Source organism: uncultured Jatrophihabitans sp., assembly GCF_964244045.1.
Lineage (GTDB): Bacteria > Actinomycetota > Actinomycetes > Mycobacteriales > Jatrophihabitantaceae > Jatrophihabitans.
In genome coordinates this window covers 49,559-75,336 of sequence record NZ_CAXTHK010000012.1, presented here as the reverse complement: position 1 = coordinate 75,336, position 25,778 = coordinate 49,559, and the positions used below count along the sequence as shown (strand labels likewise).

Here is a 25,778-nt window from a genome sequence, read left to right as displayed (position 1 = left end):
CGGACATTCCGGCTCAAGGCCGGCGGCCGGCACACAGGACCCGGTGCACGACGGCCAGCTCCGGGACGAGGTCGGGACGGGGCCCGGCGTCACGCCCGGCCGCCGAGCGGCGCACCCACACCGTCTGGGCGCGCAGCCGGCGCCGATAGCGGGCATCGGCTCGGACATCGACGTGGAGGTCGAGCCCGCGCAGCGCGCCCAATGCGTCCACCGGGTGGTGAGTGGCGCGGCGGGCGAGGACGCGCCGGTGGCCGCGCAGGGTCGGAGCGAGCTCTTCCAACCGCCCCAGGCAGCTGGCGTACCGCGCCGGTGCGTCGGGAACGTCGTCACCCAACGCGTCGGTGAGCGCGGCGAGACAGTCGAACAGCCTGCGGCGCAGGACGTCGGAGGTGCGCACGGGCAACACGAACCACGCCACCGCGACCGCGAGCACCGAGCCGACAAGGACGCCCAGCACCCGCTCGGCCAGCGCCGACGTCCCACCCTCGCCGTAGTAGGCGTGCAGGAGGGCAACGATCGCCGTGACCGCGACGGCCCACCACGCGTAGCTGCGCTCGCGCAGCACCAGACCGATGAACAGGACCGCGAACAGCGCGACCAGAGTCCCGCGGTGGCCGGCACCGAGCGGCGCGACAGCCACCGACGCGAGCACCGTTCCGCCCAGGGCGCCTGCCACGCGCAAACCCGCCTTGTGCACGACGTCGCCGCGCCCGCGGTTGCCACTGGCCACGAGAAACGCCGACAGCACCGTCCACCCCCAGTGCTGCCCGAACAGCAGGTGTCCGAACACGAACGCCGCGCCCACGCCGAGCGCCATCTGCACCGCCATCCGAGTCGGGGCGTCGAGGCGGCGCCGAGCCGGCGTCTCGGCAGGCTCGCTCGTCGGGGCGCCGGCGGGCAGTAACGGGGCGACAGCCAGATTCCAGGCGAGGCCGACGCCGGCCGCGGCGACGGCCCAGCCCAGTGGGAGCGGGCGTCCGTCCACCACCGGTGCCGGGGTGACCAGCAACGCGACGAAGGGCAGCGCGACGAGCCGACCGGCCCGGCGTACCTGCGGGCGGTAGCGACGGGCCAGGATGCCGATGCTGAGGCCCGCGGTCATCAGGGTCGCGCCCGCCCAGGGCACGTCGATGAGCAACCGTCCAGTCAGGCCGGCCACGACGGTGACCACCACCAGTTCACCGGCTGCTACTGCGCTGTCGTGCACACCGCGCGGCCGCACCCGGCGCAGCGTCAGGGCAAGCACCACGGCGAGCACGATGAACTGCTCGGGCGCGCCGACCGTGGCGTGCAATGCCCAACCGGTGCCGAGCGAGCCCAGCACAGCGACCATGACTACGGCCGCGGGGCGGACAGCCAACGCAACAGCCCGCATGCTCATGCCTCGACGGGGGCGACGCCGCTGCCGTGGGCGGCGAGACGCTGCATGATCTCGGCCGCGGCCAGCAGGGTCTGGCGCTCGTCGGGGGTGCAGAGGTCGCGCATCGCGCGCGCGGTCCAGCGGTCGCGGGGCGCCATCTCCTCCCGCAGCGCGCGGCGCCCGGCCGGCGTGCACGTGAGCAGCGCGGCCCGCCCGTCGGACGGGTCCGGCGTCCGACCCACCAGCCCCCCGGCCACGAGCGCTTGCAGCGTCCGGGTCAGGGACTGCGGCAGCGTGCCCAGCTGGGCGGCCAGCTCCCCCGGCGTCATCGGGCCCACGACAAGGATGCGGCCGAGCGCGGCGACCTGGTTGAGGCTCAGCCGCCCCGTTCGCTCGGCCCGGGCCCGGGCGGCCAGCGACGTTGCCGCCCGGCGGACCACCGCCGCCTCAGCGAGCTGATCGGCAGTAGTACGCATATGCTGACTATATCGTCAGCGGACGCGAAGTACCTGACGCCAGCACGGGATTGACTACCCTGCACACGTGGCCACCGGGACGCCTGCGACATCAGCGCTGACGTCAGCGGGCATTGCCTTCACGCTGCACCCGTACGCGCACGATCCGCGGGCGACTGCGTACGGCGAGGAGGCCGCCGCGGCGCTCGGCGTCGAACCCGAACAGCTGTTCAAGACCCTGATCGCTTCCGTGGACGGAACGCTCGCCTGCGCGATCGTGCCCGTCGCAGCGCGGCTCGACGTCAAGGCATTCGCCGCAGCGCTGGGCGGCAAGCGCGCCGAACTCGCCGACCCCGCCGCGGCGGCCCGAGCCACCGGTTACGTCGTCGGCGGCATTTCCCCCATCGGGCAGAAGACGCGGCTGCGGGTCGTAGCCGACGAGTCCGTCGAGCTGTTCGACACCGTCTACGTCTCGGCCGGCAAGCGCGGGCTGCAGGTCGAATTGGCGCCCGCCGATCTCGTCCGGGTCACCAGCGCTCTCGTCGCGGATATCTCGACGGGCTGAGTCCGGCGCGCGCCGCAGCTCCTACGGGGTAACGGCAGTGCCTCTCATTCGCGCACCACGGTGCCTATCGTGAATCGCATGGACGTCGACCAACGCACCCAGGCGAAAGACTTCCTCGCCTCCCGACGCGAGCGCATCACTCCGGACTACCCGCCTACGGTGGCGGGAACCGCCGGGTGAAGGGCTGCGCCGCGAGGAGGTCGCGCTGCTCGCCGGCGTCAGCATCGATTACTACGTGCGGATGGAGCGCGGCAACCTCGCCGGCGCCTCGGACTCCGTGCTGGACGGCATCCCGAACGCGCTACAGCTCGACGAGGCCGAGCGCGAGCACCTGTTCGCGCTCGCCCGCGCCGCCGGCCACTCGACCCGGCGGCGACGCACTGCCCCCAGCACTGTGCGGCCGGTCATCCACCAGGTGCTGGCCGCCCGACGTGCCGGCCTGGGTACGCAATGCCCGGCACACATCCTCGCGATGAACCCGTTGGCCCTGGCCCTGTACTCGTCGGTGCTCGACTCCGCCGTCGCAGGCGCGACGAGCAGGCGGCCGGCGAACACCACGCGGTTCCTGTACCGCGACCCCGCCGCGCGCGAGTTCTTCGTCGACTACGACCGCATGGCCAGGGACGCCTCCGCGATGCTGCGACTCGAGGCTGGCCGCAACCCGCACGACAAGGACCTCATCACCCTCGTCGGCGAACTCTCCACGCAGTCCGAGGCATTCCGCCAGCACTGGGCCTCGCAGAACGTCACATTCTACCGCACCGGCCGCAAGCGACTGCGCCACCCCGCCGTCGGCGAGCTGGACCTGAACTTCGAGGCGATGCAAGCTACCGTCCGACCCCGAGCTGCAGTTGAACATCTACACCGCCGACCCCGACACCCCGACCGCCGACGGGCTCAAGCTCGTCGCCACCTGGGCCGCCACCCGGTCAGCTGCCCGGTCCTCCTCGGTCGCCGACGCCAACTCCTGAGCGGGCAGGGCTGCACATCAAAACGTGCGTCGCTACGTGGTTGTGGGTGTGCTCAGCAGGTCGGTGGTGTCGTGGTCGCGGACGTGCATGTCCAGTGCGTGGGCAAGGCGGGCGAGCGCGCCGTCGAGCATGGTCAGGTCGCGTAGTGCGAGGACGAGGGATGGGTTTGCAGCCGCCGGCAGCGTGCGTGCCGCATCATCGATGAACGCCGCCGCGCGCAGGTAGACACCGTGTTGTCCCGTCTCGATCCGCCTCTGGATGGCTGCGGTTGACGCGGTGATATCCCGCACCGCGTGATGCAGTTCCGGAACATCAGACGCCTCGATGTTGCTCACGGCCTCCGCCAGCGAGCGCAGGTAGAACCGAGTTGCCGAGCTGACGCGGCCTTTGAGCGCTACCTGCAGGCCGACGCCGACCTGCAGCACGCATGCACGGAGCTCGGCCCGCCGTTCGCTCGCGTCGAGGAATTGGAACGCCGCTCCGGCTTTCGCATCCAGCGCGAGCCGCTCGACGGAGCCGGCGAGTCGTTCAGTCCCGACGGGCGCGCCCTGTGCCGCACACTGCTCGGTGACCTGCCGCACGCACGGCTGGGGCGGTTGTCGAGCACCACCAGCCCAATACCTGGATTCACGTGTTGAGCGATCACGCGGTGAGCTTCAGAGCGCTGCCGCTGTCGCCGGGCAAGACCCTGATGCGCTCGACCTGGCTGGTGCGCGAGGACGCCGTCGAGGGTGTCGACTACGACGTCGCGGAACTGACCGACACGTGGCGCCACACCAACCGCCAGGACGCCGCCCTCGTCGCCCGTGCGCAGCTCGGCGTGAGCAGCCCGACCTATGAGCCCGGCCCGTACACGCTCAGCGAGTACCAGGTCGAGTCGTTCTGCGTCTGGTATCGACCCGCTGCGTGAGGTCTGCGGATGACGGGCCTGCTGAGCCGCACCGAACTCAATGCGGGGATCGACGAGGACCTGATCCGCGCAGTCGTGCCCATCACCCACGACGTGTGCAGTTTCGTCCTAGCGTCACCGGCCGGTCGGCGCTTCTCGTTCGACGCCGGGCAGTACGTGATCGTGGCCGCCGCGGTGGACGGGCAGGACATCGAGCGCTGCTACACGATCTCGTCACCTGTCACCTGCCACCTGCCACCTGCCACCTGCACCGAGACCCTGACGATCACCGTCAAGCGCGTGCCCGGTGGGCCGATGTCGAACTGGCTGCACGACCGGTTCGTGCCCGGCGACCGACTGTCGGTGACCGGCCCGCTCGGCCGGTTCAGCACCGCCGAGCACCCGGCATCGAAGTACCTCCTCCTGTCCGCCGGCAGCGGCGTCACGCCGCTGATGTCGATGACCCGCACGCTGCTTCGCGACACCACGCTCGACGTCGTGTTCGTGCACAGCGCCCGCACGCCGCGCGACATCGTCTTCCGCGCCGAGTTGGACGACATTGCGGCGGCACGGCCGGGTGTACGCGTCACCCCGATCTGCGAGGACGACGCCCGGACGAGCGCTGGAGTGCGCCGCGGGGCCGGCTGACCCTGGAGCTACTGCAAGCCCTCGCCCCGGACCTGGCAGATACCGGCAAGGTGGTGCCGTGCGAGGCGGGCGACACCGTGCTGCAAGAACACGCTCCTGGCCGGCGAGGTCGACATGCAGCACAACGGCGGCATCCGGCCACGCGAGATCGCGAAGGGCGAGATCCTGCTCTGCTGTTCGACCCCGCTCGGCAACCTGACCGTCGACGCCTGACGACCGAACTGGGACGCTCGGGTTGGGAAATCTTCCGCAGCGTTCAGGACATGGGTCCGCAGACGGTGGGACAGCGCCACAATGAGGCTGGGCGAGCCGGTGATTGCCGGCACGTCCGGCCTCGGGCCGGCCCGTCCTCGGAGGTTGCCATGACTCGTTCTCGGAACTACACGATCGCGGCTGTCCTCGCCGGCCTGCTGTCGCTGGCGAACGCAATCGTCGCTTTGTCGCTCCTGCCGCAAGGCGCCCACAAGATCAACCACAGCAGCAACCAGCCGCCCTACGTCGTCATCCTGGTCGAGGTCGTCATCGGCCTCATCGGCGTCGTCGCGGCGTACGGAGTCTTCCGCAGCCAGCGCTGGGGCGTCATCGTCACTCTCGTGCTGATGGTGGTCAACGTGCTGATCTCCCTGCCCGGCATCCCGTTCGGGCCGACCACCTTCGACAAGGTGAGTTCGGTGCTCGGGTTCGTCATCTCCGCGGCGGTCATCTACTTCCTGTTGCGCCGGGACACCCGTCGCAGCATCGCCGCCGAACCGAAAGCCAAGCAAAAGGTATGACCGCCTTGGACGAGGGCAGGCGGGCACGTCGCACGGCCGGCACGGTGCAGAGCAACCGCTCCGCCCGCTGGTTGGCGACGACGCTCGTCTTCCTCGTCCTGCTCGGCTGGATCGCGACCGTGTACATGCTGGTCCTGGTCGCCGACGGGCTGAGCGAGACCGACTCGCACATCGACTGGTGGGCGCACGCCATCGCCATCGGCATCATCGCGGTCACGATCGAGCCGCTACGGCGCTGGCTGCGGCTCGCCGTCGACGATGTCGTCTATGGCCACCTCGACGATTCCTACACGGTGATGACCGAGCTCAACCGTCAGATCGACTCCACGACGCCGACCGGCCCGTCGAGCGGCGACCCGGCGCTGGCCTTGATGATCGCCCGCACGCTCAACGTTCCCTACGTGTCGATCGTCGACGGCGACACCGAGACGAGCGTGATCGGTGAGCGCCCGTCCGACCGCGACGTCGCCGACATGCCGCTGACCTACCAGGGCAGCGAGATCGGCCACCTGTACGTCGCCCCACGGCACGCGCGGACCACGCTGTCCAACCGCGACCTCAAGCTGCTGTCCGACGCGGCCCAGCAGCTCGGGGTCGCGCTGTACGCGATCCGGGCGTCGGAGCAGGTGCAGGCATCCCGGGCCGCGCTCGTCACCGCCCGTGAGGAGGAGCGGCGCCGGATCCGTCGCGACCTGCACGACGGGCTCGGGCCGACCCTGGCCTCGATGAAGCCGCAACTCAGCGCGGTGTCCCGCCTGCTGACGGCCGACCCGGTGCGCGCCGCCGACCTGCTCAGCGAGGTCCGAGACGGTATGGACGAGACCACCGCCGACATCCGCCGCCTCGTGTACGCGTTGCGTCCACCGCTCATCGACGAACTCGGCCTCATCGCCGCGCTGCGCAATCATCCGGCCGCACAATCGGGCCTGGAGGTCACCGTCCACCCTGACGAACTGCCGGACCTGCCCGCAGCAGTGGAGGTCGCGCTCTACCGGATCGCGTCGGAGGCGCTGCACAACGCCGCGCGGCATTCGGGTGGGCGACGCTGTGCGGTGAGTTTCGAGTTGACGGCGGACGAGGTGTGCCTGCGCGTGAGCGATGACGGCCACGGCCTGCCCGCGCCGCTGATCGAGGGCGTCGGAATCTCAGCGATCCGCGAGCGCGCCGGCGAACTCGGCGGCATGGTGCAGCTCACCAGCGGTGCGGGCACGACGATCACCACCGTGATGCCGCTGCGATCGTCAGCCGCCTCATGAGCGACGACCTACTGCGGGTGCTCATCGCCGACGATCACACGCTGTTCCGGCGCGGTGTGCGCTCGCTGCTGTCGACCGTGCCGGGGGTCGAGGTGGTCGGCGAGGCCGGAGACGGGGAGAGCGCCGTCGCCCTGGCCGTCGAGTTGGCTCCGGACCTTGTGCTGATGGATCTGCAGATGCCCGGCGGCGGCGGGTTGGTGGCCATCCGTGCGGTCACCGAGCAGGCACCGAGCGCGAACGTCCTGGTCGTGACCATGTTCGAGGACGACGACTCGGTCTTCGCGGCCATGCGCGCCGGAGCCCGTGGATACGTCCTCAAGGACATGGACGCCGACGACTTCGCCCGGGCGATCGTCGCGGTCGGCCGCGGCGAGGCGCTGTTCTCGCGCGGCATCGCCGCTCGCATGATGCGGTTCTTCAGTGAGCCGGCACCGGCCGCCCGACCGTTCCCCGATCTCACCGACAGCGAACGTGGCGTGCTGCGGCTGATGGCGACCGGCGCGAACAACGCAGCCATCGCGCGCGGGCTGTCCCTGTCACCCAAGACGGTGCGCAACTACATCTCGAACATCTTTCGCAAACTGCAGGTCGCCGACCGGGCCCAGGCGATCGTCATCGCCCGTGAAGCCGGCTTGGAGCAGTGATTCACGCGCGTCGGTCCGCCCACTCGTGGTGAAGCAATGACATGAGCACTTCGTCGTACCACGCACCGTCGTGCCAGACCGCCTCACGGTGCCGGCCCTCCTCGACGAAGCCGGCCTTCTCGTAGGCGCGGACAGCCCTCCTGTTGTACGGCGCCACTACCAGTTGCAGACGATGCAGTCCCATCTCGCGGAAGGCATAGTCGACGATGACGCGCATCGCGTCGGTGCCGTAGCCGCGGCCGAGGTGGTCGCGACCGAGCGCGATGCCGATGGTGGCGCAGCGGTCCTTCGGGCGGGCGCCGAACAGGCCCAGGTTCCCGACGAGCGTCGGCGGGTCGTTCAGGGTCTCGATGGCGAAGCCGAGGTCGTCCTTGTCGTTCGCCGACCAACCCGCGATGCGCTCTTTCGCCGCGGCCTCGGACGGGGGGACCACCCAGTTCGACAGGGTCGACATGCGGCCGGCGTCCATCTCCCAGCCGGCCAGGACGGGCAAGTCGTCGTCGCGCACACCGCGCAACCGGATCAGCTCACCGACGAGGATCGAATCGCCGTATGCGAACGCGCTGACCGGGTCGTCGAGCTCTGCCACGCGGCCATCATGCTCCAAGTCCAGCTGCTTGGTGCCTGGTGGTCGCCTGGTCACCGTGGCTCAATCGCAAAGTGTCGTGACGAACGCGTGGACGGCCGTGGCGACACTGTGCACGTCCTGCCGGAGTGAGTGGTCTCCCCGCGGCACGACGACGATCTCGCGTCCTGCCCCGGGTGGGGGCATCCCGAAGGGATCACGCTCACCCTGGACCACGAGGACGGGTCGGCCGGCGCCCTCCAACTCGGCGATCCGGGTCTTCTCCGGGCGCCCCGGCGGATGCAGGGGGAAGGCCAGCGCGACCACGCCGTGCGCGCCCGCCGCGGCTGCGGTGCGGCACGCGACCCGCGCGCCGTTCGAGCGGCCGCCCAGGATCAGCGGTAGCCGGGCGAGCCCGCGGCCGCGGCGGACCGCCGCCACGATCTCGAGCCAGGCGGGGTCCTGGCGCACCGGCGCCGGTGGGGCGCCGCGACCGGCCACCCGGTAGGGCTGGGTGACCAGGGCGACGGCCACGCCGTCCGCGACGAGAGCGTCACGGACGGCGAGTACATCCACGGTCTGCACGCCGCCGCCGGCCCCGTGCGTGAGCAGGACGAGTGCCTGCGGACGGACGGGCCGGCTCAGTTCGACGTGCGCCGGGCCGGCCGTCGTCGGGATCTCGATGGTCGGCACCGGCCCAGCATGCCGGGCGCGGTGATGTCGAGCTACGCGACGGTGCGCAGTCCGGCGCTCTGCAGGCCGCTGCGGGCGGCGTCGGCGTAACCGTTGCGGGCCACGACGTCGTAGCGGGTGGCCACCAGGGTGCGCGAAGACGCGAAGTCACGCGTGCCGCGGGTCGCGGCATGGCCGAGGTAGCCGAACACGGCACCCCAGGCCGCGCCGATCGCCGCACCGGCGATCAGCAGGCCGAACCACGAACCGCTGGTGAAGATGCCCAGCAGCATGCCCATCAGCAGCCCGAACCAGGCACCGCTGGCCGCGCCGGCGGCGGCGGCGCGGCCCTTGGTGAGCCGTCCGGTCACCCGCTCGACGAGGCGCAGGTCCGAACCGACGATGTCCATGTACTCGACCGGGAAGCCGTCGTCGGACAGCCGGTCGACGGCGCGCTGGGCGTCGGCGTAGTCGTCGTAGCTCGCGACCGTGTTCCACGCCATGTAGGTGGCGTCGAAACGGGGCGGCGTGGTGAAGGGGACGGACGGTGTCGCGAAGGCGGTCATGGCTCATCAACTCCTCTGGGAAGCCTGACAGGACCTACGATCCCCGTGACAGCTGTGTCGAAGCGGTGTGAATGCTGTGCGCTGATCGAGAGGTGATGCCTGCTGGCGCGGGCACAATGGACGGCATGTGTGGCCGCTACGTCAGCGTCGCGTCGGATCCGGACCTGACGCTCGAGTTCGATGTCGAGGAGACGCTCGACGACCCGCCACCACCGTCGTGGAACGTGGCGCCGACCGACCCGGGACGCATCGTCGTGGAGCGTCGTCCGCACGGCGCCGACGACGATGCACCGACAGTCCTCCAGCTGCGCACGGCCCGCTGGGGTCTCGTCCCGAGCTGGTCGAAGGACGCCAAAGGCGGCGCGCGGATGATCAACGCACGGATCGAGACGGTGACGAGCAAGCCTGCGTTCGCCAAGGCCGCGGCCGCGCGGCGCTGTCTCATCCCGGCACTGGGCTACTACGAGTGGCAGAAGCTGGACGGCGGTGGAAAGACGCCGTACTTCCTGCACGACCCGAACGGCGGGCTGCTCGCCTTCGCCGGGCTCTACGAGCTGTGGCGCGACCGTTCGCGAACCGACGACGACCCGCAGCGCTGGCTCTGGACGTACACGATCATCACCCAGCAGGCCACCGATCTGCTCGGCGAGATCCACGATCGCAACCCGGTCGTCATCCCGCCGTCGCTGCGCGAGCAGTGGCTCGATTGCTCCAGCGGCGAGGCAGGCACGGCGCAGCTCATGCTCGACGAGCTGCCCGTCGCCAGCCTCGAGCCGTACGAGGTCGGCCCGGCCGTCGGCAACGTCAAGAACAACGGGCCCGAGCTCATCGCCCCGGCCTCAGCCGCACCGGTGGCCGAGCAACCCGAGCAGCAGGCCCTGGAGATCTGACGCCGCCCGGTTCGCTGCCGATTAGTCTGGCGCCGTGACGTCGTGGCCCGCTCCGCGCGCCCACCGCCCGGTGGACGCGACCGTTGCGTTGCCCGGCTCGAAGTCCCTGACCAACCGCCTGCTCGTCCTCGCCGCGCTCGCCGACGGCCCGTCGCGGCTCGTCGCCCCGCTGCGGGCCCGGGACACCGAGCTGATGGCTGCGGCGTTGCGCGCGCTCGGGATCGGGGTCGCCGACGACGGGGCGGACTGGGTCGTCACGCCGGGGCCCCTGCACGGCGCCGAGATCGACACCGGGCTGGCCGGCACCGTCATGCGCTTCCTGCCGCCCGTCGCGGCCCTGGCCGACGGGGCGGTGCGCTTCGACGGGGACGCCTATGCCCGCGAGCGGCCGATGACGACACTGCTCGACGGGCTGCGCCAGGCCGGCGCCGACATCAACGACAGCGGCCGCGGTCGGCTGCCGTTCACCGTGCACGGCACCGGATCGCTCGCGGGCGGCGCTGTGCGCATCGACGCAAGCGCGTCGTCGCAATTCGTGTCGGGGTTGCTGCTGTCCGGCGCCCGCTTCGACAAAGGCCTCGAGATCACCCACGTCGGCGATACGCCGGTGCCGTCGCAGCCGCATCTGACCATGACCCTGGACGTCCTGCGTACTGCGGGTGTCGACGCAAGTTCTCCGTACCCTGGGGTATGGAGCGTGGCGGCCGGACCGGTGCGTGCCGGCGAACACGTCGTCGAACCAGACCTGTCGAACGCCGCCCCGTTCCTGGCCGCGGCTTTGGTCAGCGGCGGTTCCGTGCGCATCCCGCTGTGGCCCGAGCAGTCCACCCAACCCGGCGTCGCGCTGCGCCACCTGCTCACGACCATGGGCGCGCAGGTCAGTCACGACGCGGACGCGCTGGTCGTCACCGGCACCGGGCGGATCAACGCGCTCGTCGCCGACCTGCGCGACGTCAGCGAACTGTCGCCGACGCTCGCCGCGCTGGCCGCCCTGGCCGACGGAGAGTCGGTGCTGACGGGACTGGCGCACATGCGCGGCCATGAGACCGACCGGCTCGCCGCGCTCTACGCCGAGCTCACCGGCCTGGGCTGCGAGGTCGTCGAGCACGCCGACGGCTTGACCATCCGCCCGCGACCGCTGCACGGCGGTACCTGGCACGCCTACGCCGACCACCGGATGGCCACCGCCGGCGCGGTCCTCGGGCTCGCTGTCGACGGCGTCGAGGTCGACGACATCGGCGCCACCACCAAGACGTTGCCCGACTTCCCGGGCATGTGGTCCAGCCTCCTCGACCCGACCTCCGTGGGCCGGTAACGGGTGGCCCGCCGGCCACGGGAGCTCGACGAGGACGACGTCCGCTCGCGGGCGAATCCGCGCGGCACCCGACCGCGGTCCAAGCAGCGCCCGGCGCACGAGGACGCGGTGGACGCCTTCGTGGTCGCGGTCGACCGCGGGCGGTATCTGGTGTTGGCCGGGGACACCGAGGTCACTGCGATGCGTGCTCGGGAGCTCGGCCGCAAGAGCATCGTGGTCGGCGACCGCGTCGGCGTGGTCGGCACGATCGACGACTCCCCCGACGCGCTGGTGCGCATCGTCCGCCTCGACGAACGCGACACGGTCCTGCGCCGTACGGCCGACGACAACGACGAGCACGAGCGGGTCATCGTGGCCAACGCCGACCAGCTCGTGATCGTCTCCGCGCTCGCCGACCCCGAGCCGTCGTTCGGACTGATCGACCGCTGCCTCGTCGCCGCGCTGGCTGCCGGCATCGAACCGGTGCTGTGCCTGACCAAATCCGACCTTGCGTCGCCGCAGCTGGTCACCGAGCGCTACGCGGCGCTCGACCTCCCGGCCGTCACCACCCACCGCGGCGGGTCGCTCGACGCGTTGCGCGACCTGCTGATCGGGCATGTGTCGGTGCTGGTCGGGCACTCCGGCGTCGGCAAGTCGACGTTGATCAACGCACTGGTGCCCAGCGCCGACCGGGCCACCGGCGTGGTCAGCGCGATCGGCAAGGGCCGGCACACGTCGTCGTCGGCGGTGGCCCTGCGGTTACCTGACGATGCGGGCTGGGTGATCGACACCCCGGGCGTGCGGTCCTTCGGGCTTGCGCACGTCGGTCCCGACGATCTGCTCTGGGCGTTCCCAGATCTCGAGGACGGCGCGAACCTCTGCCTGCCCGGCTGCGAGCATCTCTCGACGGAGGTGGGCTGCCGCCTCGACGCCTGGGTTGCCGACGGCCATTCCACTCCCGAGCGACTGGCCGCGTTCCGCCAGCTGCTCGTCAGCCGCTGACGGTCCTAGCCCGGGTAGCGCGGGGGTGGGGCGTTGACGCCTGCCGTGTGCACCGGACCGGGCCGATCGCGCAACGCGCCGCCGCTCGACTGCGCGCGATTGGCCAGGATCTCGGCGACGATCGAAATCGCGATCTCGCCGGGGGTGTGCGCATCGACGTCCAGTCCCGCGGGCCCGTGGATGCGCGCCTGGGCTACGGCGTCGACACCGTGCTCGGTGAGCCATTCGCGCCGGGCAGCCTGCGTACGACGCGAGCCCAACGCGCCGACATAACCGGCCTCGCCGGCCAGCGCCGCCGTAAGGGACGGGCCGTCGACCTCGCGCGAGTGCGAGAGCACCACGAATGCGTCGCTGCGGTGCAACCGCTGCGCCGCCCGCACGGCTGCGTCGACAACGGTGGTGACCTCCGATGACCAGCCCAGCAGCGTCGCGGCGCCGGCCAGCGCGTCAGCGATCAGCCCGTCACCTACGACCACCAGCGTCGGCACCGGCCAGAGCGAGACCACGGCATCGCCGGCCAGCAGCTCGGTGGCGCTGACGCCGCGGCCGAAGATGCGCGGTATCGCGCCAGGTGCGTCGCGGACGGTCTGCGGCGTGTAGGACGTGACGTCACCCGTCTGCAGCGACGTGACGAGCAGGACGGGTTCGCGCGCGGCCAGACGGTCCCATACGTCGAGACCGAGCACCTCCGCCGGTTGCACGAGCACGGTCGCTCGGCCGCCGCAGGACAGCCCGGCCCGCTGGGCGTCGTCATCGGAGATCGTGATCTCGTGCAGGCCGGCGTGGCGGCCGATCAGCGTGCTCGTCGAGACGCCGTCGAGCACCTGTCCCGTCTCGTCGGCATCCGTCCACGCCGCGGCCGCCACGGGGTCGCGCGAGCTGAAACCCTGGGTGGCCATCACCTGCGCCACGCTGACGTCCCGGCCGGCCTCGAGCCAGGTCCGGACCTGTTCGGCGATCTCGTACACGCGCCCATCCTGCTCTCGTCGGAAGCGCGACCCATACCCTGGGGCGGTGCCTTTAACGCTCGACGCCATCCACCGTTTCCCGGTGAAGTCCTGCCGCGGTGAGGCGCTGCCCGAGGCCGTGGTCGAACCGTGGGGTCTGGTCGGCGACCGCCGGTGGCTCGTGGTCGACGCCGACGGCGAGCAGGTGACGGCCCGCGAACACCCCGCCCTGCTGCTCGTGACACCAACGTTGCGAGCCGACGGCGGGGTCGACCTCACCGGCCCGGACACCGACCCGGTGCAGGTTCCCCCGCCCGCCGGCCCGCTGGTCGACGTCAGCGTCTGGAAGACCGAGCTGACCGCGACGCTCGCCGACGATCGCGGGTGGTTCAGCTCGCTGCTCGGCAAGCCGGTCCGGCTGGTCTACCTCGATGACCCGACGCGCCGGCCCATCACCTCCGGTTACGCCCGGACGGACGATCGGGTCTCGTTCGCCGACGGCTACCCGCTGCTGGTCGCCACCACGGTGTCACTCGACGCGCTGAACGACCTGATCGCCGACGGTTCGCGTGGCGACGAGGGGCCGTTGGCGATGGCCCGGTTCCGGCCCAACGTCGTCGTCGGCGGCGGAGCGCCGTGGGCCGAGGACGGGTGGCGCGTGGTGCGCATCGGCGACGCGGTGTTCCGCGCCGTCAAAGGCTGCGAGCGCTGCGTCATGACCACAACCGACCCCGATACCGCAGCGCGCGGCAAGGAGCCGATCGCCACGCTGGCCCGGCACCGCCGCTGGGACGGCAAGACCTGGTTCGGCATGAACCTGGTGCCCGACTCCCCCGGCGCCGTCATCCGCATCGGTGACCCCGTCGAGATCCTGCACGCCGAGCCCGACGCCGACGGCCCGCCACGCTGACCGCGCACGTTCGGCGCGTCGAGCTCGCTGCGTACCTGCTCGCCGCGCTGCTGCTGGCGACGGGCACGCTGCACTTCACCTCGCCCGGTCCGTTCGAGAGCATCGTGCCCGGCTTCCTGGGCTCATCCGCGTTCTGGGTGGCGGCCAGTGGTGTCGCCGAGCTGCTGTGCGCGGTCGGGCTCGCGCTGCCCAGGACACGCCATCTTGCGGCGTGGGCCGCCGTCGCGCTGTTCCTCGTGGTGTTCCCGGCCAACATCACCATGGCGGTGCACGCCGCACAGGGTCACGGCAGCTAGCCCGTCGCGTACGCGCGGCTGCCGCTGCAGATCCCGCTCGTGCTCTGGGCCTGGTGGATCGCCCGCCGGGCTACGCGCGTCTGACGCGCAGGACGCGCACCGTCGCGGTCGCCGTTGTCACGACCGTGCCGTCCGGTGCGTACAGCTCGCCGGCGAGGAACGCCACCGACGACCCCCGCCGCAGCACCCGACCCCGTCCGGTGAGGGTGCCCAGCGGCGCCGTGTTGAGGTAGCTGATGTTGAGCTGCAACGTCGGCGCGAAATGGTCGGCCGGCAGCACTGCGAGCACGGAGCAGCTGACGGTGGTATCGAGCATCGCGGCCAGGAACCCCCCCTGCACGCCGCCGAGCATGTTCGCGAACTCCGGCCGGGCCTGGAAGGTGCCCTCGACCTCACCGCGCTCGCTGTCGACGGACACCAACCGGAACCCGAGATGCTCGGCGGCCGGTGGCAGTGGCCCATCGCGCCCCAGCAGCTCGCGAAACCAGTGCGACGGGTGCGGCGCTTCGCTCATGGGCGGCAGCCTGCCACGACACTCACTCGGGGGAGACGTCCAGGCCCAGACCCAGGGCGACGATGATGGCCTGTTCCCAGGTGATCCGGGCGCCGGCCAACTGGACGTGCCACGGGTCGAGCGTGCGCAGATCCGTGCCGCGCAGGTCGCAGCGCTCGAGGAACGCGTTCTGCCAGATCGCCGAGGTGGTGTCGCAGCCGCGCAACGTCCCGCCGCGGGCGTCGATGCCGGTGAGGTCGGTCTCGCGCATCCGAACGTCGGCGAACGCAGCGGTGTGCAGGTCGGCGCCGCGCAACGACACGAACGACCAGTCGCCGCCCTCGACCGTCGTACGGGTGAACTCGCAGCGCTCGAACGACGACCCGACGAACTTGCAGTCGCGCAGCCGGGTGTTGGTGAACCGGCAGGAGATGAAGGAGCAGTTCCCGAAGGCGGCGGAGGTGTGCTGCGCGAGGTCGAAGCCGATGTCGCGGAAGGTGCAGGTGTCGAACACCAAGCCGCCGTCGGACGTCGTCTCGGCCATGTCGACGCGGACGTACTCGACCAGCGTCTCCTCGCGCCCGGTGAGGTCATCCAGGCTCCAGTCCTCGCCGACCACCCGGCGCTGCGGCTGGTGGACGGAGCCGCCGGGCCCAGTCAACCGATACGCCGCAACGCCGCCGTGGCAAGGAGCCTGCTTGCCAGGTAGGGCTCGAGCGCGAGCGTGTAGGAGGCCTGATCTCGGTGAGCAACGTCGTCATGACCGCCTTGCCCCACGCGGTGGACGACGTGTACGGCGTCTTTTGCCCCACCACGGCCGTCTCGACCGCGGTCCACGGGCAGCCGTACTTCGTCGCAACAACGAGCTTCCAGTGCCGCTGCTTGGCAATGACATCCAACGCATCCAACCACTGACCGGCGTGCGAGTCCCCAACCAGCGCCACCGTCTTCATCGGGTGCACGGTGTCGCCGAGCACGCAGGTCTTCACGGTCGCGCGCACCTGGTCCGTCTCGCATGTCGGTGTCGTCCCGAGCGGTTAGTCGGTGCTGGCGCTGGCCAGTGTCGGGGCGAGGCTGGCACCCGACGGGGCCGCGACCCCGGTCACGATGCTGGCCGCCCCCGGGTGTTGGGCGTCGACGTGCTGGGTCGGCTGCGACCGATCGGACAGCCAGATGCTGGCAAGCAGGACGGGTACCCCGGCCAAGGCAACCGTGGCCAGCGACCGGACCAGAAGTGCTGCACCGGGCTGGCCTGCCGTTCGGCCTTCAGGTAGTCGACGGCGTCGCGGGCCAAGACGATGTTCTGCACGTACAGGGCGCTGGCGCGGACCTGCTCGGCGGCCGCAGGCAATTGGGTGACCGGCAGGACGACCCGCGACACGAGCCACGTCACGGCCAGGACGAGGGCGGACGCAGGCATCAGCCGGCGGGCGCGACGGCCGTAGAACTCGAGCAGATTGACCCGGCCGGTGCGGGCCACGCCGCGGGCCAGCAACCCCGTGATCAGGAAGCCGGAGATGACGAAGAAGACATCGACGCCCACGTAGCCGCCCGGCAGCGCTTTCGGCCAGACGTGGTAGTCGACGACGAGGCCGACGGCGAGGGTGCCGCCGCGATCAAGTCGCCGTCGGCAGGCTGCCTAGCCATCTGCCCATGATCTGGATCGCGGCGGCCAGCTCGACGCCGTCACCGGCGAAGCACATGCGCACGTACCGGCCGCCGTCCACCGGGTCGAAGTCGACGCCGGGTACAACGGCCACGCCGGTGTCGGCGAGCATGCGGGCAGCGAAGTTGATCGAGTCGTCGGTCCAGCGCGAGATGTCGGCGTAGACGTAGAAGGCGCCGTCGGCGGGCGCCAGGCGGTCGAGTCCGATCGCGGGCAGCGCGTCGAGCAGGATCGCCCGGTTGGTGGCGTAGCGCTCGACGTTGGCGTCCAGCTCGTCGTAGGCGTCGAACGCGGCCAAGGCTGCGAGCTGCGACAGCGCCGGCGGGCAGATGGTGAAGTTGCCGGCGAGGCGGTCCACGGAGTCGAGCAGGTCGTCGGGCACGAGCAGCCAGCCGATGCGCCACCCCGTCATCGAGAAGTACTTCGAGAACGAATTGACGACGACCGGCGTCCGGGCATGCTGCCAGGCGCACGACGGCTGCTGGCCGAAGGTGATGCCGTGATAGATCTCGTCGCTGATCAACCGGGTGCCGTGCGCGTCGCACCAGGCCGTCACGGCGGCGAGTTGACCTGGCGGCACCATCGTCCCCGTCGGGTTCGCCGGACTGGCCAGGACGAGGCCGGCGGGCGGCTCGTCGAGCGCATCCAGCTGCCCGACGGTGGGTTGGAAGCGGGTCTGCGGACCACACGGCAGCTCGAGGACCTGGCAGCCGAGTGCGGCCAGCATGTTGCGGTACGCCGGGTAACCGGGGCGCGCCATCGCAACAGTGTCCCCGTGCTCGAAGGCGGCCAGGAACGCGAGCAGGAAGCCGCCGGACGAGCCGGTCGTCACCGCGACATTGCGGGCCTTGACGTCCACGCCTGCGCGGTCGCGGTAGTGCTGCGCGATCGCTCGGCGCAGCGGTCGCAGGCCGAGCGCGGTCGTGTAGCCGATGCGGTCCATGTCCAGCGCGCGGGCGGCCGCGGCCCGGACTGCTCTCGGCGCGGGCGTCGACGGCTGCCCGGCGGACAGGTCGGCGACGAACAGCCCGGCCTCGCGCCGCGCGGCGACGGCGTCCAGGACCCGCATCACCTGGAACGGCGGCACCTGGCCACGCTGGGAGATCACCGTCCGACGTTAGCCTGCGCTCGTGCCCGATTACGCCGCAGACCTCGCGCTCGCCCTCGCCCTCGCCGATGACGCCGACGCGATCTCCATGCCCCGCTTCGGCGCGGCCGATCTGGTCGTCGAGAGCAAGCCCGACCTCACCCCGGTCAGCGACGCCGATAAGGCCGTGGAGCAAGCGATCCGCTCGCGCATTGAGCGCGAGCGTCCCGACGAGGCGGTGTTCGGCGAGGAGTTCGGCTCGGCCGGCTCATCGACCCGTCGCTGGGTCCTCGACCCCATCGACGGCACGAAGAACTTCGTCCGCAATGTGCCCGTATGGGCCACCCTGATCGCGTTGATGGACGGCAACGACGTCGTGGTGGGTGTCGTGTCGGCACCCGCACTCGGCCGTCGCTGGTGGGCGGCACACGGCAGCGGCGCGTGGGTGTCGGTGTTCGGCGCACCCGCTCGCCGGCTGGCGGTGTCGCGCGTCGCAGCAATCGCCGACGCCAGCGTGTCGTACTCGTCGTTCAGTGGCGACGAGGCGTGGGGCAAGCGGCACGCCGGCTTCACCGGCCTGCTGCAGGAAGCCTGGCGCACCCGCGCGTACGGCGACTTCTGGTCCTACATGCTCGTCGCCGAAGGCGCCGTCGACATCGCCGCCGAGCCGGAGCTCGAGCTCTACGACATGGCCGCGCTCTACCCCGTGGTGACCGAAGCCGGCGGAAGGTTCACCGGGCTCGACGGCGGCGACGGGGTGCTGCATGGCAACGCGGTGGCCACCAACGGCCTGCTGCACGACACGGTGCTCAGCGCACTCGCGTGAGCGCGCCGCGCGTCGGCCCGTGGGTGCATAGCTGTGATTGTGGGGCCATCGCAGCAGCTACACCGACCGTGGTGTGGCGGGTTCTGGTGGGCGCTGGTGCACACCTTGGGACGCCCGCGTCCTGGCGGCACACCGAATCGATCCCCGGCTCCGGAGTGGTCTACGTCGTCACGCTGTCGGCCCTGCAGCTGATCGCCGCGCTGCTGATTCTGGTGTTGATCGTGCCGGGTGCCGACCGCGTGCCGCGCCGGAGCCCCTGGGCGGCCGGGCGGCGGCTCCCGCTCGGATTCGTCGTCGGGACGGCGTGGACCGGCGCCGCCGCCCTGACTGCCGTGTGTGTGCTCAGCGCAGTCAGCTGGCAGGTCGAGGAGTACCGGGTCGTCGGCCACGCCGTGCGCCCACGTCTCGAAGCAGATCGACGGTCCGCGCGCTTCGACCAGGCAAACCGTCGGTACCGCTCGCGGGTGTTCACCGCGCGAGACCCTCGATCACCTCGGCGCCGGGCAGGCCGGCGAGGACGTGCGGTGCGATCGCGATCTTCGAGCGCCGCAACCCGCTGCCGATCACGACCGAGGCGCGCTCGAGTACCGCGGCGTCGATGAGCACCGGCCAGTCGGCGGGCAGCCCGATCGGGGTGATGCCGCCGTACTCCATGCCGGTAAGCGCCACCGCGTCGTCCATCGGGGCGAACGACGCCTTACGGGCGTCGAGACGCTTGCGCACCACACCGTTGACGTCGGCGCGCGTGGTGGCCAGCACAACACATGCGGCGTAGCGGGTCACGTCGCCCCGTCGCCCCGCGATGATCACGCAGTTGGCCGAGTCGGCGAGGTCGACGCCGTAGCGGGCGCAGAACTCGGCCGTATCGGCGAGGTCAGGATCGATGGGTGCGGCCAGGACGTCCAAGCCGTCGAGCACGGCGGCCACCGGTGTTGCAACCAGCTCAGGCGTCGCGGGCGTCCAGTCGGGATCACCGGGTCCTTGCATCGCTCGAACGTATCGTGAACGCCATGGACACCGATGCGACGGTCGAACAGATCCTGCGCCGCTACGACACCATCACGGTCGTCGGGGCCAGTGCCGACCCGGCCAAGCCGGCGAACTACGTTCCGGAGCACATGAGCGAGCACGGTTGGCGCATCATCCCGGTCAACCCGCGCGGCGGTGAGATCCTCGGCGTGACCGCCTACCCGTCGCTCGCCGACGTGCCCGAGCAGGTCGGCCTAGTCGACGTGTTCCGCCCGTCGGAGCAGACGCCGGACATCGCTCGGCAAGCGGTAGCCGCGGGCGCAACCGCGCTGTGGCTGCAGCTGCACATCAGCTCGGCCGAGGCGCGGCAGATCGCCGAGGACGCCGGACTGCTGTACGTCGAGAACCGTTGCTTGATCGTCGAGCAGGGCCGGCTCCGGCTCGAAGCACCCGCGCTGAGCTGAGCTACTCCCCCGCGACCACCGAGAATAACTCGACCGGACCACTGATGCCGCGCAGCTCGACACTGCCTTCGGCCACGAAGTCGACGGCTGTCGTCGCTGCCGCGGCGCGGGTGTCCTCGCTGACCAGCACCTGGCCGCCCTCGGCGTACGCGGCGACCCGCGCACACAGCGCCACGTTCCGGCCCAGATAGTCGTCGCCAGTGCTGACGGCCGTACCGGTATGCAACCCGATGCGCACGAACAGTTGCGGGCTGCGACGCCGCTTGCCCGTCATGGCCTGCTGTACGGCGACCGCGGCGTCGACCGCCGGGTCGGCGTGCGAGAAGACCGCCATGAAGCCGTCGCCGATCGCCTTGACGACCAGGCCGTCCCGACGTTCGATCTCGCGACGGACGACGCGGTCGTGATCGCGCAGCACGCGAACCCATTGCTCGTCGCCCAGTCGCTCATTCAGTGCCGTCGAGTCGGCGATGTCGGAGAAGAAGAGCGTCACCCGGCCGTCCTCGTCCGCGACCTTGACGATCCGTTCGCGATCGGTGCGCGCCCAGCGCACGAGCTCCTCGAGCGAGGTTGACAGCAGCTGGGTGACCCCGTGGTCGCGCACCCGCGCGGCCTGGGTGACGACGGTGCGCACGACCCGGCCGGCCTTTTCCAACGCTCCCGCGCGGGGCATCGGCCGCAGGCTGTCCTCGAGCGCGATCAGCTGCCTGCGGGTACGGCGCCACAAAACCAAGAAGACGATCGCGGCAGCAGCAAGCAGCAAAGCCACAGCACCCACCACGATGGCGACGACAGCTGCTGCATTCACGGTCTCACCCTAGGGTCGAGACGTAACGCGACCGCACCCGAGGAGACCGATGGACACCGACGCAGCTCGCGCTTTCCTACGCACGAACCACCGGGCGGTACTCGCCACCGTCCGCAAAGACGGCCGCCCGGCGATGTCCCCGGTGACGGCGTCGGTCGACGGTGAGGGAAGGGCCGTGATCAGCACGCGCGAGACGGCGATGAAGGTGCAGCACATCCGACGCAACCCGCTCGTTTCGCTGTGTGCATTCACCGAGGGCTTCTTCGGCGAGTGGGTCCAGGTCGAGGGGACGGCCGAGATCGTGACGCTGCCCGAGGCGATGGACCTGCTCGTCGACTACTACCGCGACGTCGCCGGCGAGCACGAAGACTGGGACGACTATCGGGCGGCCATGCAGCGGGAACGCCGGGTGATCGTCCGCGTCGAGATCCAGCGGGCCGGGCCGAACGTCCAGGGTTGACGGTTAGTCGGTGACGAAGCCGACCAGCAGGTTGTCGGCGTCGGACCAGGCGACCTGCACGTCCCGCACGCGGCCCGGAGTAGACCCGCCCTGCAGGGCAGCCAGCAGTTGGTCACACGCGTCTCGATCGCCCTCGGCGATCACCTCGACCCGTCCGTCGGGCAGATTGCTGGCCGACCCGACGAGCCCGAGCGGCGCTGCCGTTCGGCGCGTCCACTCGCGAAAACCCACACCCTGCACGTGCCCGGACACGAGCGCCGTCAGCCGTGCTGCCGTCATGGTCGCCCCCGTCCAGTGGTCGCCTATTGTCCGAGTGGTCAGTTGTACCTGACCACTCGACACATAGGTGACCACTCGCGGGCGCAGCCCGACGAGACGTTCACTTGTCCGCGAAGCGGTCCGTCGCGGAGCGCGGGTGCAGCCGGTCGAACGAGCGCCAGCCACGCGCCGAGCGTGGCCACCTCGCGCTGACTTCGGGCCGAGCCGTGGCGCGTCCTACGGGGAGCGACGGCTGCGGGGCATGCCGCTCGAACTGGTCGGCGATGTCGTCGATGGCGTCGGTGCGTACAAGGGTCCGGACCCACGATTCGTTCGTCACGTACTCGCTCATGACGTCATCGTCGAGGCCGAGTGTGACCTTGCGGTTAACACCGATCGCACATCGTGCTACGAACTCATCCTCCGGCGCTTAGCCCCCTGCAAAGGGCGGCAGCACGTCGACCTCGGCTCCGTCGCGCAGTGCGGTCGCGTCCGAGGCGCGCGCACCGTCGACGAGGAACGACGCCACCTCGCTCACCGCCGCGAGTGCGGGACGAGCCCGCAGGGCGGCGCGCAGGTCGGCGAGCGTCGAGACCTCGAACGGCTCCTCCGCGCGACCCGCGGCCCGCTTGGCGCCGGCCCAGTAGCGAACGGTGACGCGGGCGGGCATGAACCCAGCGTGCCAGACGGCTCACAGCGCGCGGTAACCGCTGACGTCAGTGACACGCTTCAGACTGACGTACCTTTCGGTATGGAAGACACTTCGACGACGACGTTCGTGGACTTGACGGAGGCGGTAGCAGTGACGCCGGGCTCAAGGCCGAGGTCGTCGGCCGCCTCACGGCTCATGAGGGATACCACGCGGTACGGCCCGCACTGCATCTCGACCTGCGCCATCACCGTGTCGCGCACGACGCGGGTGACGATTCCGACGAAACGGTTGCGTGCCGACTCGCGTGCGGTGGGGCCGGCCTCAGGCACCGGGGCAGCGTTCTTGCGAGCGAACTCGGCGAGCTCCGCACCGTCGATCACCCGTCGCCCGGCGGCGTCGGTACTCGTCGACAACCGCCCGCCGTCGGCCCAACGCCGCAACGAGTCGTCGCTGACGCCCAGCAGCTCAGCCGCATCACGCATGCGATAGCTCGGCATGCGGCAACAATAGCCAGAGTCGCCCGCAGGAGCGCCCTGCAACGGGCCCACTATGCCGCGTCTGCGCAGACATTGAACGCGCCCTGATCGATCGGGTAAGCAGAAGGTGTCCCCCCGACGACAGGAGAGCCATGAGCCCGCGCACGACACCGCCGTTCCGCGCCGATCATGTCGGCAGCCTGCTGCGCCCGCAGCCGCTGCTCGACGCCCGTGAGCAGCACAAGCAGGGCCGATTGGACGCCGACGGCCTGCGCGCCGTCGAGGACGAGGCGATCCGCGAGGTGGTGCGGCAGCAGGAGGCCACCGGTCTGCAGACCGCGACGGACGGCGAATTTCGCCGCACGTCCTGGCACATGGACTTCATCTATTCCCTGCGCGGCGTCTCGCGCACCGATGACATGATCAAGGTGCACATGAAGAACGCCGCCGGGGACAACGACTTCACGTCGGCCGCGTTGAAGGTGGACGGCAAGCTCGGCATCGACGGCCCGATCTTCGGCGATGCGTTCCAGTTCCTGCAGTCGACAGTCAGCACCGGCACGCCGAAACTGACCATCCCGTCGCCGAGCATGGTCCATTACCGCGGCGGGCCAGCGGCGCTCGATCCAGCCGTCTACGCCGACGAGGACGAGTTCTGGACCGACCTGTCGGCGGCGTACGCGGACCAGGTCCGCGAAATCGCCGCCCTCGGCTGCACCTATCTGCAGCTCGACGACACCAGCCTGGCCTACCTCAACGACCCGGCGCAGCGCGCCGAGATCACCGCGCAGGGCCGCGACGCCGATCACCAGCACGAGCGCTACATCCGACAGATCAACGCCGCACTGGCCGGGCGGCCGGACAGTCTGTCCGTCACTACCCACATGTGCCGCGGCAACTACCGCTCGTCGTGGGCCGCCGAGGGCGGCTACGACTTCGTCGCCGAAGCGCTTTTCACCCAGCTCGACGTCGACGGCTTCTTCCTCGAGTACGACGACGAGCGCTCCGGCACCTTCGAGCCGCTACGCTTCGTGCCGCCGGACAAGTACGTCGTGCTCGGCCTGGTGACGTCGAAGTCGCCGGTGCTGGAGGCGAAGGACGACCTCAAGCGCCGCATCGACGAGGCAGCCAAGTACGTGCCGCTCGAGCAGCTGTGCCTCTCGCCGCAGTGCGGGTTCTCCTCGACCGTCGAGGGCAACAACCTCACCCGCGACGAGCAGTTCGCCAAGCTGGCGCTGATCGTCGAGGTGGCGGCCGAGGTGTGGGGCTGAGGCTCCGGCCGAGAGCGGATTTGGATGCCCGACCGCGCGTCAGTACAGTTGTACCTACCGACGCGGGGTGGAGCAGCTCGGTAGCTCGCTGGGCTCATAACCCAGAGGTCGTAGGTTCAAATCCTACCCCCGCTACCACGACGAAGGCCCCGGATTCCGGGGCCTTCGTTCTTTTCTCAAGATCATCGCTGAGGCGTCGATTTCCTCGGATGACCGTCAACTGTCCGTCGGCCTCGCGCCCAATCGGGCCCGTCCAGGCTTGCTCAGGCCGCCTCGGCGTCTGGCCGGCACCCGCCGTTCACGCGACACACGAGTTGATATCAAGCCGTCAACGCAGTTCCGACTCCTTTCCGCAAGCGGGTGCAGGACCCTACGCGAGCTGGCGAGGACCGAGCAGGACGATCTTCTTCGGCCCGGTGGAGTGCACCTCGGCAGGGAGTGCGGCAGCGCTCAACGCTGATGAGAGCGCGGCTGCGCTCAACGCTGATGAGAGCGCGGCTGCGCTCAACGCTGATGAGAGCGCGGCAGCGCTCAGGGGGTTCAGCCGGGTTCGACGGCAAACAGGGCCGCACGGCCCGCTACATAGGTGCCGATGTCTGCGGTGACCTCAACAATTTCCAAGCCGTTGAGAGCGCCGACGTGGGCCTCGATCCGACGCGAAGAAGTCATGCGGAACGCGCGGTCGGGAGCGGAGTTCGCCGCCGACGATGATCAAGGTTGCTTCCGTTGCTCCGAAGGGCGCCGCACTCTCTACGAGACGTAGCCTCGAGGTTCAAGCGGCGAGGATCTGAAGGCCCAGTGCTGGCGTCGTAGGTCGACACCCATGTCAGCCGGAATCCGGGCGCGCTGGACGGCGTCGTTCGGGGCTACCTGCCCGGCCGGCGCAGCAGGTAGCTGTCCATGATCCAGCCGTGCCTGGACCGGAGCTCGGCACGAGTACGGGCTATCTGCGGCGCGACGTCGCGCAGGCGCCCCGAGATCAGGACCTCGTCCCGGGTGCTGACGTACGCCCCCCAGAAGACCTCGAGGTCCGGCTCGTCGAGCTGCGCGGCGGTGAAGTGCGGGTCGAGCATCACCACGACGCTGTCCACGCCGTCGGGCAGGCCGTCGGCGATGCGCCGGGCCGGGGTGATGTGCACCGGCTCGCCGATGCCGTTGAGCGGGATGCGATGGGCCGCAGTCAGCGCGTGCACGCTGGTGACCCCGGCGATGACCGAGAAGTCGAAGGTGACCCGGTCGCCGGCCAGGATGTGGTCTATGACCCGCAGGGTGCTGTCGTACAGCGCCGGGTCGCCCCACACCAGGAAGGCGCCGACACCGTCGTCGTCGAGCTCGGTGCCGATCGCTTCGGCGAAGCGGTCGGCCCGGGCGGCGTGCCAGTCGGCGACGGCATCGGCGTAGGCGTACGCGCCGCGGTCGCGGGGCGGGTCGGCGATCTCGACCACGCGGTAACCGTCGTGGTTGCGGACGTGCCGGCGCAGGATCTCGTCCCGCACCTCGAGCAGCCCCGACTTGGCGGCACCCTTGTCCACGACGAACAGCACCTGCGCCCGGTTGAGCGCGTCGACGGCCTGGACGGTGATCTGGTCCGGGTGTCCGGGTCCGATGCCGATGACGAGGATCTCGCGCATCGCCCTAGTGTCGT

34 protein-coding genes, 1 tRNA gene and 1 pseudogene are annotated in these 25,778 nt (G+C 70.5%); 17 read left to right on the top strand and 19 right to left on the bottom strand.

What is annotated here, in order from left to right; genetic code table 11:
- Positions 1-13 precede the first annotated feature (13 nt).
- Together ACFFC4_RS11230 and ACFFC4_RS11225 are read right to left on the bottom strand one after the other, a co-directional pair.
- Positions 14-1,381, bottom strand: a complete 1,368-nt coding sequence (locus ACFFC4_RS11230) for an FUSC family protein (protein WP_375500801.1) — start codon at positions 1,379-1,381, stop codon at positions 14-16.
- On the bottom strand, positions 1,378-1,836 hold the full coding sequence (locus tag ACFFC4_RS11225) for a MarR family winged helix-turn-helix transcriptional regulator (RefSeq protein WP_375500799.1): 459 nt from the start codon (positions 1,834-1,836) through the stop codon (positions 1,378-1,380). Before ACFFC4_RS11225 ends, ACFFC4_RS11230 begins: the two co-directional genes overlap by 4 nt.
- A gap of 67 nt (positions 1,837-1,903) precedes the next feature.
- Here ACFFC4_RS11225 and ybaK point away from each other — a divergent pair, with 67 nt between their 5' ends.
- Complete coding sequence (gene ybaK / locus ACFFC4_RS11220; RefSeq protein ID WP_375500797.1) at positions 1,904-2,380, top strand: Cys-tRNA(Pro) deacylase; 477 nt, start codon at positions 1,904-1,906, stop codon at positions 2,378-2,380.
- Positions 2,381-2,621: 241 nt separating this feature from the next.
- Positions 2,622-3,497 (top strand): hypothetical protein, encoded by an 876-nt coding sequence (locus ACFFC4_RS11215; protein ID WP_375500795.1) that lies wholly within the window; start codon positions 2,622-2,624, stop codon positions 3,495-3,497.
- On the opposite strand, the gene ACFFC4_RS11210 is transcribed toward ACFFC4_RS11215, so the two are convergent.
- Entirely contained in the window at positions 3,384-3,932 is a 549-nt protein-coding gene (locus ACFFC4_RS11210) for a hypothetical protein (protein ID WP_375500793.1), read from the bottom strand. The genes ACFFC4_RS11215 and ACFFC4_RS11210 overlap by 114 nt on opposite strands.
- 68 nt (positions 3,933-4,000) lie before the next feature.
- Here ACFFC4_RS11210 and ACFFC4_RS11205 point away from each other — a divergent pair, with 68 nt between their 5' ends.
- The 5 genes from ACFFC4_RS11205 to ACFFC4_RS11185 all read left to right on the top strand — a co-directional run bounded on the left by ACFFC4_RS11205 (position 4,001) and on the right by ACFFC4_RS11185 (position 7,561).
- On the top strand, positions 4,001-4,261 hold the full coding sequence (locus tag ACFFC4_RS11205; RefSeq protein ID WP_375500791.1) for an SRPBCC family protein: 261 nt from the start codon (positions 4,001-4,003) through the stop codon (positions 4,259-4,261).
- A 9-nt stretch (positions 4,262-4,270) separates the two neighbouring features.
- Positions 4,271-4,888 carry an FAD-binding oxidoreductase gene (locus tag ACFFC4_RS11200; RefSeq protein ID WP_375500789.1) on the top strand — a complete coding sequence of 206 codons (618 nt, stop codon included), beginning with the start codon at positions 4,271-4,273 and terminating at the stop codon, positions 4,886-4,888.
- Between the two features lie 362 nt (positions 4,889-5,250).
- Complete coding sequence (locus ACFFC4_RS11195) at positions 5,251-5,661, top strand: hypothetical protein (RefSeq protein ID WP_375500787.1); 411 nt, start codon at positions 5,251-5,253, stop codon at positions 5,659-5,661.
- Entirely contained in the window at positions 5,658-6,917 is a 1,260-nt protein-coding gene (locus tag ACFFC4_RS11190; RefSeq protein WP_375500785.1) for a GAF domain-containing sensor histidine kinase, read from the top strand. The genes ACFFC4_RS11195 and ACFFC4_RS11190 overlap by 4 nt, the downstream gene beginning before the upstream one ends.
- A complete protein-coding gene (locus ACFFC4_RS11185; protein ID WP_375500783.1) occupies positions 6,914-7,561 on the top strand; it encodes a response regulator in 648 nt (215 codons plus the stop codon). Before ACFFC4_RS11190 ends, ACFFC4_RS11185 begins: the two co-directional genes overlap by 4 nt.
- Before the next feature lies 1 nt (position 7,562).
- Here the strand turns inward: ACFFC4_RS11185 and ACFFC4_RS11180 are convergent, their stop codons facing one another.
- From ACFFC4_RS11180 to ACFFC4_RS11170, 3 genes are read right to left on the bottom strand one after another with little or no spacing between them, the layout of a single operon-like run.
- The gene (locus ACFFC4_RS11180; RefSeq protein WP_375500781.1) at positions 7,563-8,150 is read right to left on the bottom strand and encodes a GNAT family N-acetyltransferase; all 588 of its coding nucleotides are present in this window, start codon (positions 8,148-8,150) and stop codon (positions 7,563-7,565) included.
- A gap of 60 nt (positions 8,151-8,210) precedes the next feature.
- The gene (locus tag ACFFC4_RS11175) at positions 8,211-8,819 is read right to left on the bottom strand and encodes an alpha/beta family hydrolase (protein ID WP_375500779.1); all 609 of its coding nucleotides are present in this window, start codon (positions 8,817-8,819) and stop codon (positions 8,211-8,213) included.
- A 32-nt stretch (positions 8,820-8,851) separates the two neighbouring features.
- The gene (locus ACFFC4_RS11170) at positions 8,852-9,364 is read right to left on the bottom strand and encodes a general stress protein (protein WP_375500777.1); all 513 of its coding nucleotides are present in this window, start codon (positions 9,362-9,364) and stop codon (positions 8,852-8,854) included.
- A 95-nt stretch (positions 9,365-9,459) separates the two neighbouring features.
- Here ACFFC4_RS11170 and ACFFC4_RS11165 point away from each other — a divergent pair, with 95 nt between their 5' ends.
- Genes ACFFC4_RS11165 through rsgA form a run of 3 tightly spaced genes read left to right on the top strand, consistent with a single transcriptional unit; the run spans position 9,460 to position 12,550 of the window.
- The gene (locus ACFFC4_RS11165) at positions 9,460-10,254 is read left to right on the top strand and encodes an SOS response-associated peptidase (protein WP_375500775.1); all 795 of its coding nucleotides are present in this window, start codon (positions 9,460-9,462) and stop codon (positions 10,252-10,254) included.
- A 34-nt stretch (positions 10,255-10,288) separates the two neighbouring features.
- Positions 10,289-11,569, top strand: coding sequence for a 3-phosphoshikimate 1-carboxyvinyltransferase (gene aroA / locus ACFFC4_RS11160; RefSeq protein ID WP_375500773.1), 1,281 nt, complete (start codon positions 10,289-10,291; stop codon positions 11,567-11,569).
- A 3-nt stretch (positions 11,570-11,572) separates the two neighbouring features.
- On the top strand, positions 11,573-12,550 hold the full coding sequence (rsgA, locus tag ACFFC4_RS11155) for a ribosome small subunit-dependent GTPase A (protein ID WP_375500771.1): 978 nt from the start codon (positions 11,573-11,575) through the stop codon (positions 12,548-12,550).
- Between the two features lie 5 nt (positions 12,551-12,555).
- On the opposite strand, the gene ACFFC4_RS11150 is transcribed toward rsgA, so the two are convergent.
- A complete protein-coding gene (locus ACFFC4_RS11150) occupies positions 12,556-13,518 on the bottom strand; it encodes an XdhC family protein (RefSeq protein ID WP_375500769.1) in 963 nt (320 codons plus the stop codon).
- Positions 13,519-13,564: 46 nt separating this feature from the next.
- On the opposite strand from ACFFC4_RS11150, the gene ACFFC4_RS11145 reads away from it, so the two are divergent.
- Positions 13,565-14,407, top strand: a complete 843-nt coding sequence (locus tag ACFFC4_RS11145; protein WP_375500767.1) for an MOSC domain-containing protein — start codon at positions 13,565-13,567, stop codon at positions 14,405-14,407.
- Entirely contained in the window at positions 14,404-14,703 is a 300-nt protein-coding gene (locus ACFFC4_RS11140) for a DoxX family protein (protein ID WP_375500871.1), read from the top strand. Before ACFFC4_RS11145 ends, ACFFC4_RS11140 begins: the two co-directional genes overlap by 4 nt.
- Positions 14,704-14,773: 70 nt before the next feature.
- Here the strand turns inward: ACFFC4_RS11140 and ACFFC4_RS11135 are convergent, their stop codons facing one another.
- The 5 genes and pseudogenes from ACFFC4_RS11135 to ACFFC4_RS11115 form a co-directional block, all read right to left on the bottom strand.
- Entirely contained in the window at positions 14,774-15,217 is a 444-nt protein-coding gene (locus ACFFC4_RS11135) for a PaaI family thioesterase (protein WP_375500765.1), read from the bottom strand.
- Positions 15,218-15,239: 22 nt separating this feature from the next.
- A complete protein-coding gene (locus tag ACFFC4_RS11130) occupies positions 15,240-15,857 on the bottom strand; it encodes a pentapeptide repeat-containing protein (RefSeq protein ID WP_375500763.1) in 618 nt (205 codons plus the stop codon).
- Positions 15,787-16,200 (bottom strand): annotated as a pseudogene (locus ACFFC4_RS11125) (SGNH hydrolase domain-containing protein); the annotation flags it as partial. The gene ACFFC4_RS11130 and the pseudogene ACFFC4_RS11125, both read right to left, overlap by 71 nt.
- Before the next feature lie 98 nt (positions 16,201-16,298).
- Positions 16,299-16,739: an acyltransferase family protein gene (locus ACFFC4_RS11120; RefSeq protein WP_375500761.1), complete on the bottom strand. Its 441-nt coding sequence runs from the start codon at positions 16,737-16,739 to the stop codon at positions 16,299-16,301.
- A gap of 73 nt (positions 16,740-16,812) precedes the next feature.
- Positions 16,813-17,931 carry an aminotransferase class I/II-fold pyridoxal phosphate-dependent enzyme gene (locus ACFFC4_RS11115; RefSeq protein ID WP_375500869.1) on the bottom strand — a complete coding sequence of 373 codons (1,119 nt, stop codon included), beginning with the start codon at positions 17,929-17,931 and terminating at the stop codon, positions 16,813-16,815.
- Between the two features lie 61 nt (positions 17,932-17,992).
- Here ACFFC4_RS11115 and hisN point away from each other — a divergent pair, with 61 nt between their 5' ends.
- Complete coding sequence (gene hisN, locus ACFFC4_RS11110) at positions 17,993-18,775, top strand: histidinol-phosphatase (RefSeq protein WP_375500759.1); 783 nt, start codon at positions 17,993-17,995, stop codon at positions 18,773-18,775.
- Between the two features lie 468 nt (positions 18,776-19,243).
- On the opposite strand, the gene ACFFC4_RS11105 is transcribed toward hisN, so the two are convergent.
- Entirely contained in the window at positions 19,244-19,762 is a 519-nt protein-coding gene (locus tag ACFFC4_RS11105) for a YbaK/EbsC family protein (protein WP_375500757.1), read from the bottom strand.
- A 23-nt stretch (positions 19,763-19,785) separates the two neighbouring features.
- On the opposite strand from ACFFC4_RS11105, the gene ACFFC4_RS11100 reads away from it, so the two are divergent.
- On the top strand, positions 19,786-20,208 hold the full coding sequence (locus ACFFC4_RS11100; RefSeq protein WP_375500755.1) for a CoA-binding protein: 423 nt from the start codon (positions 19,786-19,788) through the stop codon (positions 20,206-20,208).
- Between the two features lies 1 nt (position 20,209).
- Here the strand turns inward: ACFFC4_RS11100 and ACFFC4_RS11095 are convergent, their stop codons facing one another.
- Positions 20,210-21,016, bottom strand: coding sequence for an adenylate/guanylate cyclase domain-containing protein (locus tag ACFFC4_RS11095; RefSeq protein WP_375500753.1), 807 nt, complete (start codon positions 21,014-21,016; stop codon positions 20,210-20,212).
- Between the two features lie 49 nt (positions 21,017-21,065).
- Between ACFFC4_RS11095 and ACFFC4_RS11090 the strand changes: the two genes are divergently transcribed.
- Entirely contained in the window at positions 21,066-21,476 is a 411-nt protein-coding gene (locus ACFFC4_RS11090) for a PPOX class F420-dependent oxidoreductase (protein ID WP_375500751.1), read from the top strand.
- A 3-nt stretch (positions 21,477-21,479) separates the two neighbouring features.
- Here ACFFC4_RS11090 and ACFFC4_RS11085 read toward each other — a convergent pair whose 3' ends face one another.
- The 4 genes from ACFFC4_RS11085 to ACFFC4_RS11070 all read right to left on the bottom strand — a co-directional run bounded on the left by ACFFC4_RS11085 (position 21,480) and on the right by ACFFC4_RS11070 (position 22,883).
- Positions 21,480-21,755 (bottom strand): acylphosphatase, encoded by a 276-nt coding sequence (locus ACFFC4_RS11085; RefSeq protein ID WP_375500749.1) that lies wholly within the window; start codon positions 21,753-21,755, stop codon positions 21,480-21,482.
- A 100-nt stretch (positions 21,756-21,855) separates the two neighbouring features.
- Positions 21,856-22,086: a hypothetical protein gene (locus ACFFC4_RS11080; protein WP_375500747.1), complete on the bottom strand. Its 231-nt coding sequence runs from the start codon at positions 22,084-22,086 to the stop codon at positions 21,856-21,858.
- A 78-nt stretch (positions 22,087-22,164) separates the two neighbouring features.
- Entirely contained in the window at positions 22,165-22,404 is a 240-nt protein-coding gene (locus tag ACFFC4_RS11075) for a MoaD/ThiS family protein (protein ID WP_375500745.1), read from the bottom strand.
- A 59-nt stretch (positions 22,405-22,463) separates the two neighbouring features.
- The gene (locus ACFFC4_RS11070) at positions 22,464-22,883 is read right to left on the bottom strand and encodes a molybdopterin-binding protein (protein WP_375500743.1); all 420 of its coding nucleotides are present in this window, start codon (positions 22,881-22,883) and stop codon (positions 22,464-22,466) included.
- Positions 22,884-23,014: 131 nt separating this feature from the next.
- Between ACFFC4_RS11070 and ACFFC4_RS11065 the strand changes: the two genes are divergently transcribed.
- Both ACFFC4_RS11065 and ACFFC4_RS11060 read left to right on the top strand, forming a co-directional pair.
- Positions 23,015-24,133: a 5-methyltetrahydropteroyltriglutamate--homocysteine S-methyltransferase gene (locus tag ACFFC4_RS11065; protein WP_375500741.1), complete on the top strand. Its 1,119-nt coding sequence runs from the start codon at positions 23,015-23,017 to the stop codon at positions 24,131-24,133.
- A gap of 61 nt (positions 24,134-24,194) precedes the next feature.
- Positions 24,195-24,271 (top strand) — tRNA-Met (locus tag ACFFC4_RS11060).
- A 728-nt stretch (positions 24,272-24,999) separates the two neighbouring features.
- On the opposite strand, the gene cobF is transcribed toward ACFFC4_RS11060, so the two are convergent.
- Entirely contained in the window at positions 25,000-25,764 is a 765-nt protein-coding gene (gene cobF, locus ACFFC4_RS11055) for a precorrin-6A synthase (deacetylating) (protein WP_375500739.1), read from the bottom strand.
- Positions 25,765-25,778: the final 14 nt, after the last annotated feature.

What these genes read in the sequence shown, in the direction of transcription:
- ACFFC4_RS11230 (WP_375500801.1), bottom strand. Translation starts at nt 1,381, where the DNA reads ATGAGCATGCGGGCTGTTGCGTTGGCTGTCCGCCCCGCGGCCGTAGTC.
- ACFFC4_RS11225 (WP_375500799.1), bottom strand. Translation starts at nt 1,836, where the DNA reads ATGCGTACTACTGCCGATCAGCTCGCTGAGGCGGCGGTGGTCCGCCGG.
- ACFFC4_RS11215 (WP_375500795.1), top strand. Translation starts at nt 2,622, where the DNA reads ATGGAGCGCGGCAACCTCGCCGGCGCCTCGGACTCCGTGCTGGACGGC.
- ACFFC4_RS11200 (WP_375500789.1), top strand. Translation starts at nt 4,271, where the DNA reads ATGACGGGCCTGCTGAGCCGCACCGAACTCAATGCGGGGATCGACGAG.
- ACFFC4_RS11195 (WP_375500787.1), top strand. Translation starts at nt 5,251, where the DNA reads ATGACTCGTTCTCGGAACTACACGATCGCGGCTGTCCTCGCCGGCCTG.
- ACFFC4_RS11190 (WP_375500785.1), top strand. Translation starts at nt 5,658, where the DNA reads ATGACCGCCTTGGACGAGGGCAGGCGGGCACGTCGCACGGCCGGCACG.
- ACFFC4_RS11185 (WP_375500783.1), top strand. Translation starts at nt 6,914, where the DNA reads ATGAGCGACGACCTACTGCGGGTGCTCATCGCCGACGATCACACGCTG.
- ACFFC4_RS11170 (WP_375500777.1), bottom strand. Translation starts at nt 9,364, where the DNA reads ATGACCGCCTTCGCGACACCGTCCGTCCCCTTCACCACGCCGCCCCGT.
- ACFFC4_RS11165 (WP_375500775.1), top strand. Translation starts at nt 9,460, where the DNA reads ATGCCTGCTGGCGCGGGCACAATGGACGGCATGTGTGGCCGCTACGTC.
- ACFFC4_RS11135 (WP_375500765.1), bottom strand. Translation starts at nt 15,217, where the DNA reads ATGAGCGAAGCGCCGCACCCGTCGCACTGGTTTCGCGAGCTGCTGGGG.
- ACFFC4_RS11115 (WP_375500869.1), bottom strand. Translation starts at nt 17,931, where the DNA reads ATGCGGGTCCTGGACGCCGTCGCCGCGCGGCGCGAGGCCGGGCTGTTC.
- ACFFC4_RS11105 (WP_375500757.1), bottom strand. Translation starts at nt 19,762, where the DNA reads ATGCAAGGACCCGGTGATCCCGACTGGACGCCCGCGACGCCTGAGCTG.
- ACFFC4_RS11100 (WP_375500755.1), top strand. Translation starts at nt 19,786, where the DNA reads ATGGACACCGATGCGACGGTCGAACAGATCCTGCGCCGCTACGACACC.
- ACFFC4_RS11090 (WP_375500751.1), top strand. Translation starts at nt 21,066, where the DNA reads ATGGACACCGACGCAGCTCGCGCTTTCCTACGCACGAACCACCGGGCG.
- ACFFC4_RS11085 (WP_375500749.1), bottom strand. Translation starts at nt 21,755, where the DNA reads ATGACGGCAGCACGGCTGACGGCGCTCGTGTCCGGGCACGTGCAGGGT.
- ACFFC4_RS11080 (WP_375500747.1), bottom strand. Translation starts at nt 22,086, where the DNA reads ATGAGCGAGTACGTGACGAACGAATCGTGGGTCCGGACCCTTGTACGC.
- ACFFC4_RS11075 (WP_375500745.1), bottom strand. Translation starts at nt 22,404, where the DNA reads ATGCCCGCCCGCGTCACCGTTCGCTACTGGGCCGGCGCCAAGCGGGCC.
- ACFFC4_RS11070 (WP_375500743.1), bottom strand. Translation starts at nt 22,883, where the DNA reads ATGCCGAGCTATCGCATGCGTGATGCGGCTGAGCTGCTGGGCGTCAGC.
- ACFFC4_RS11065 (WP_375500741.1), top strand. Translation starts at nt 23,015, where the DNA reads ATGAGCCCGCGCACGACACCGCCGTTCCGCGCCGATCATGTCGGCAGC.
- cobF (WP_375500739.1), bottom strand. Translation starts at nt 25,764, where the DNA reads ATGCGCGAGATCCTCGTCATCGGCATCGGACCCGGACACCCGGACCAG.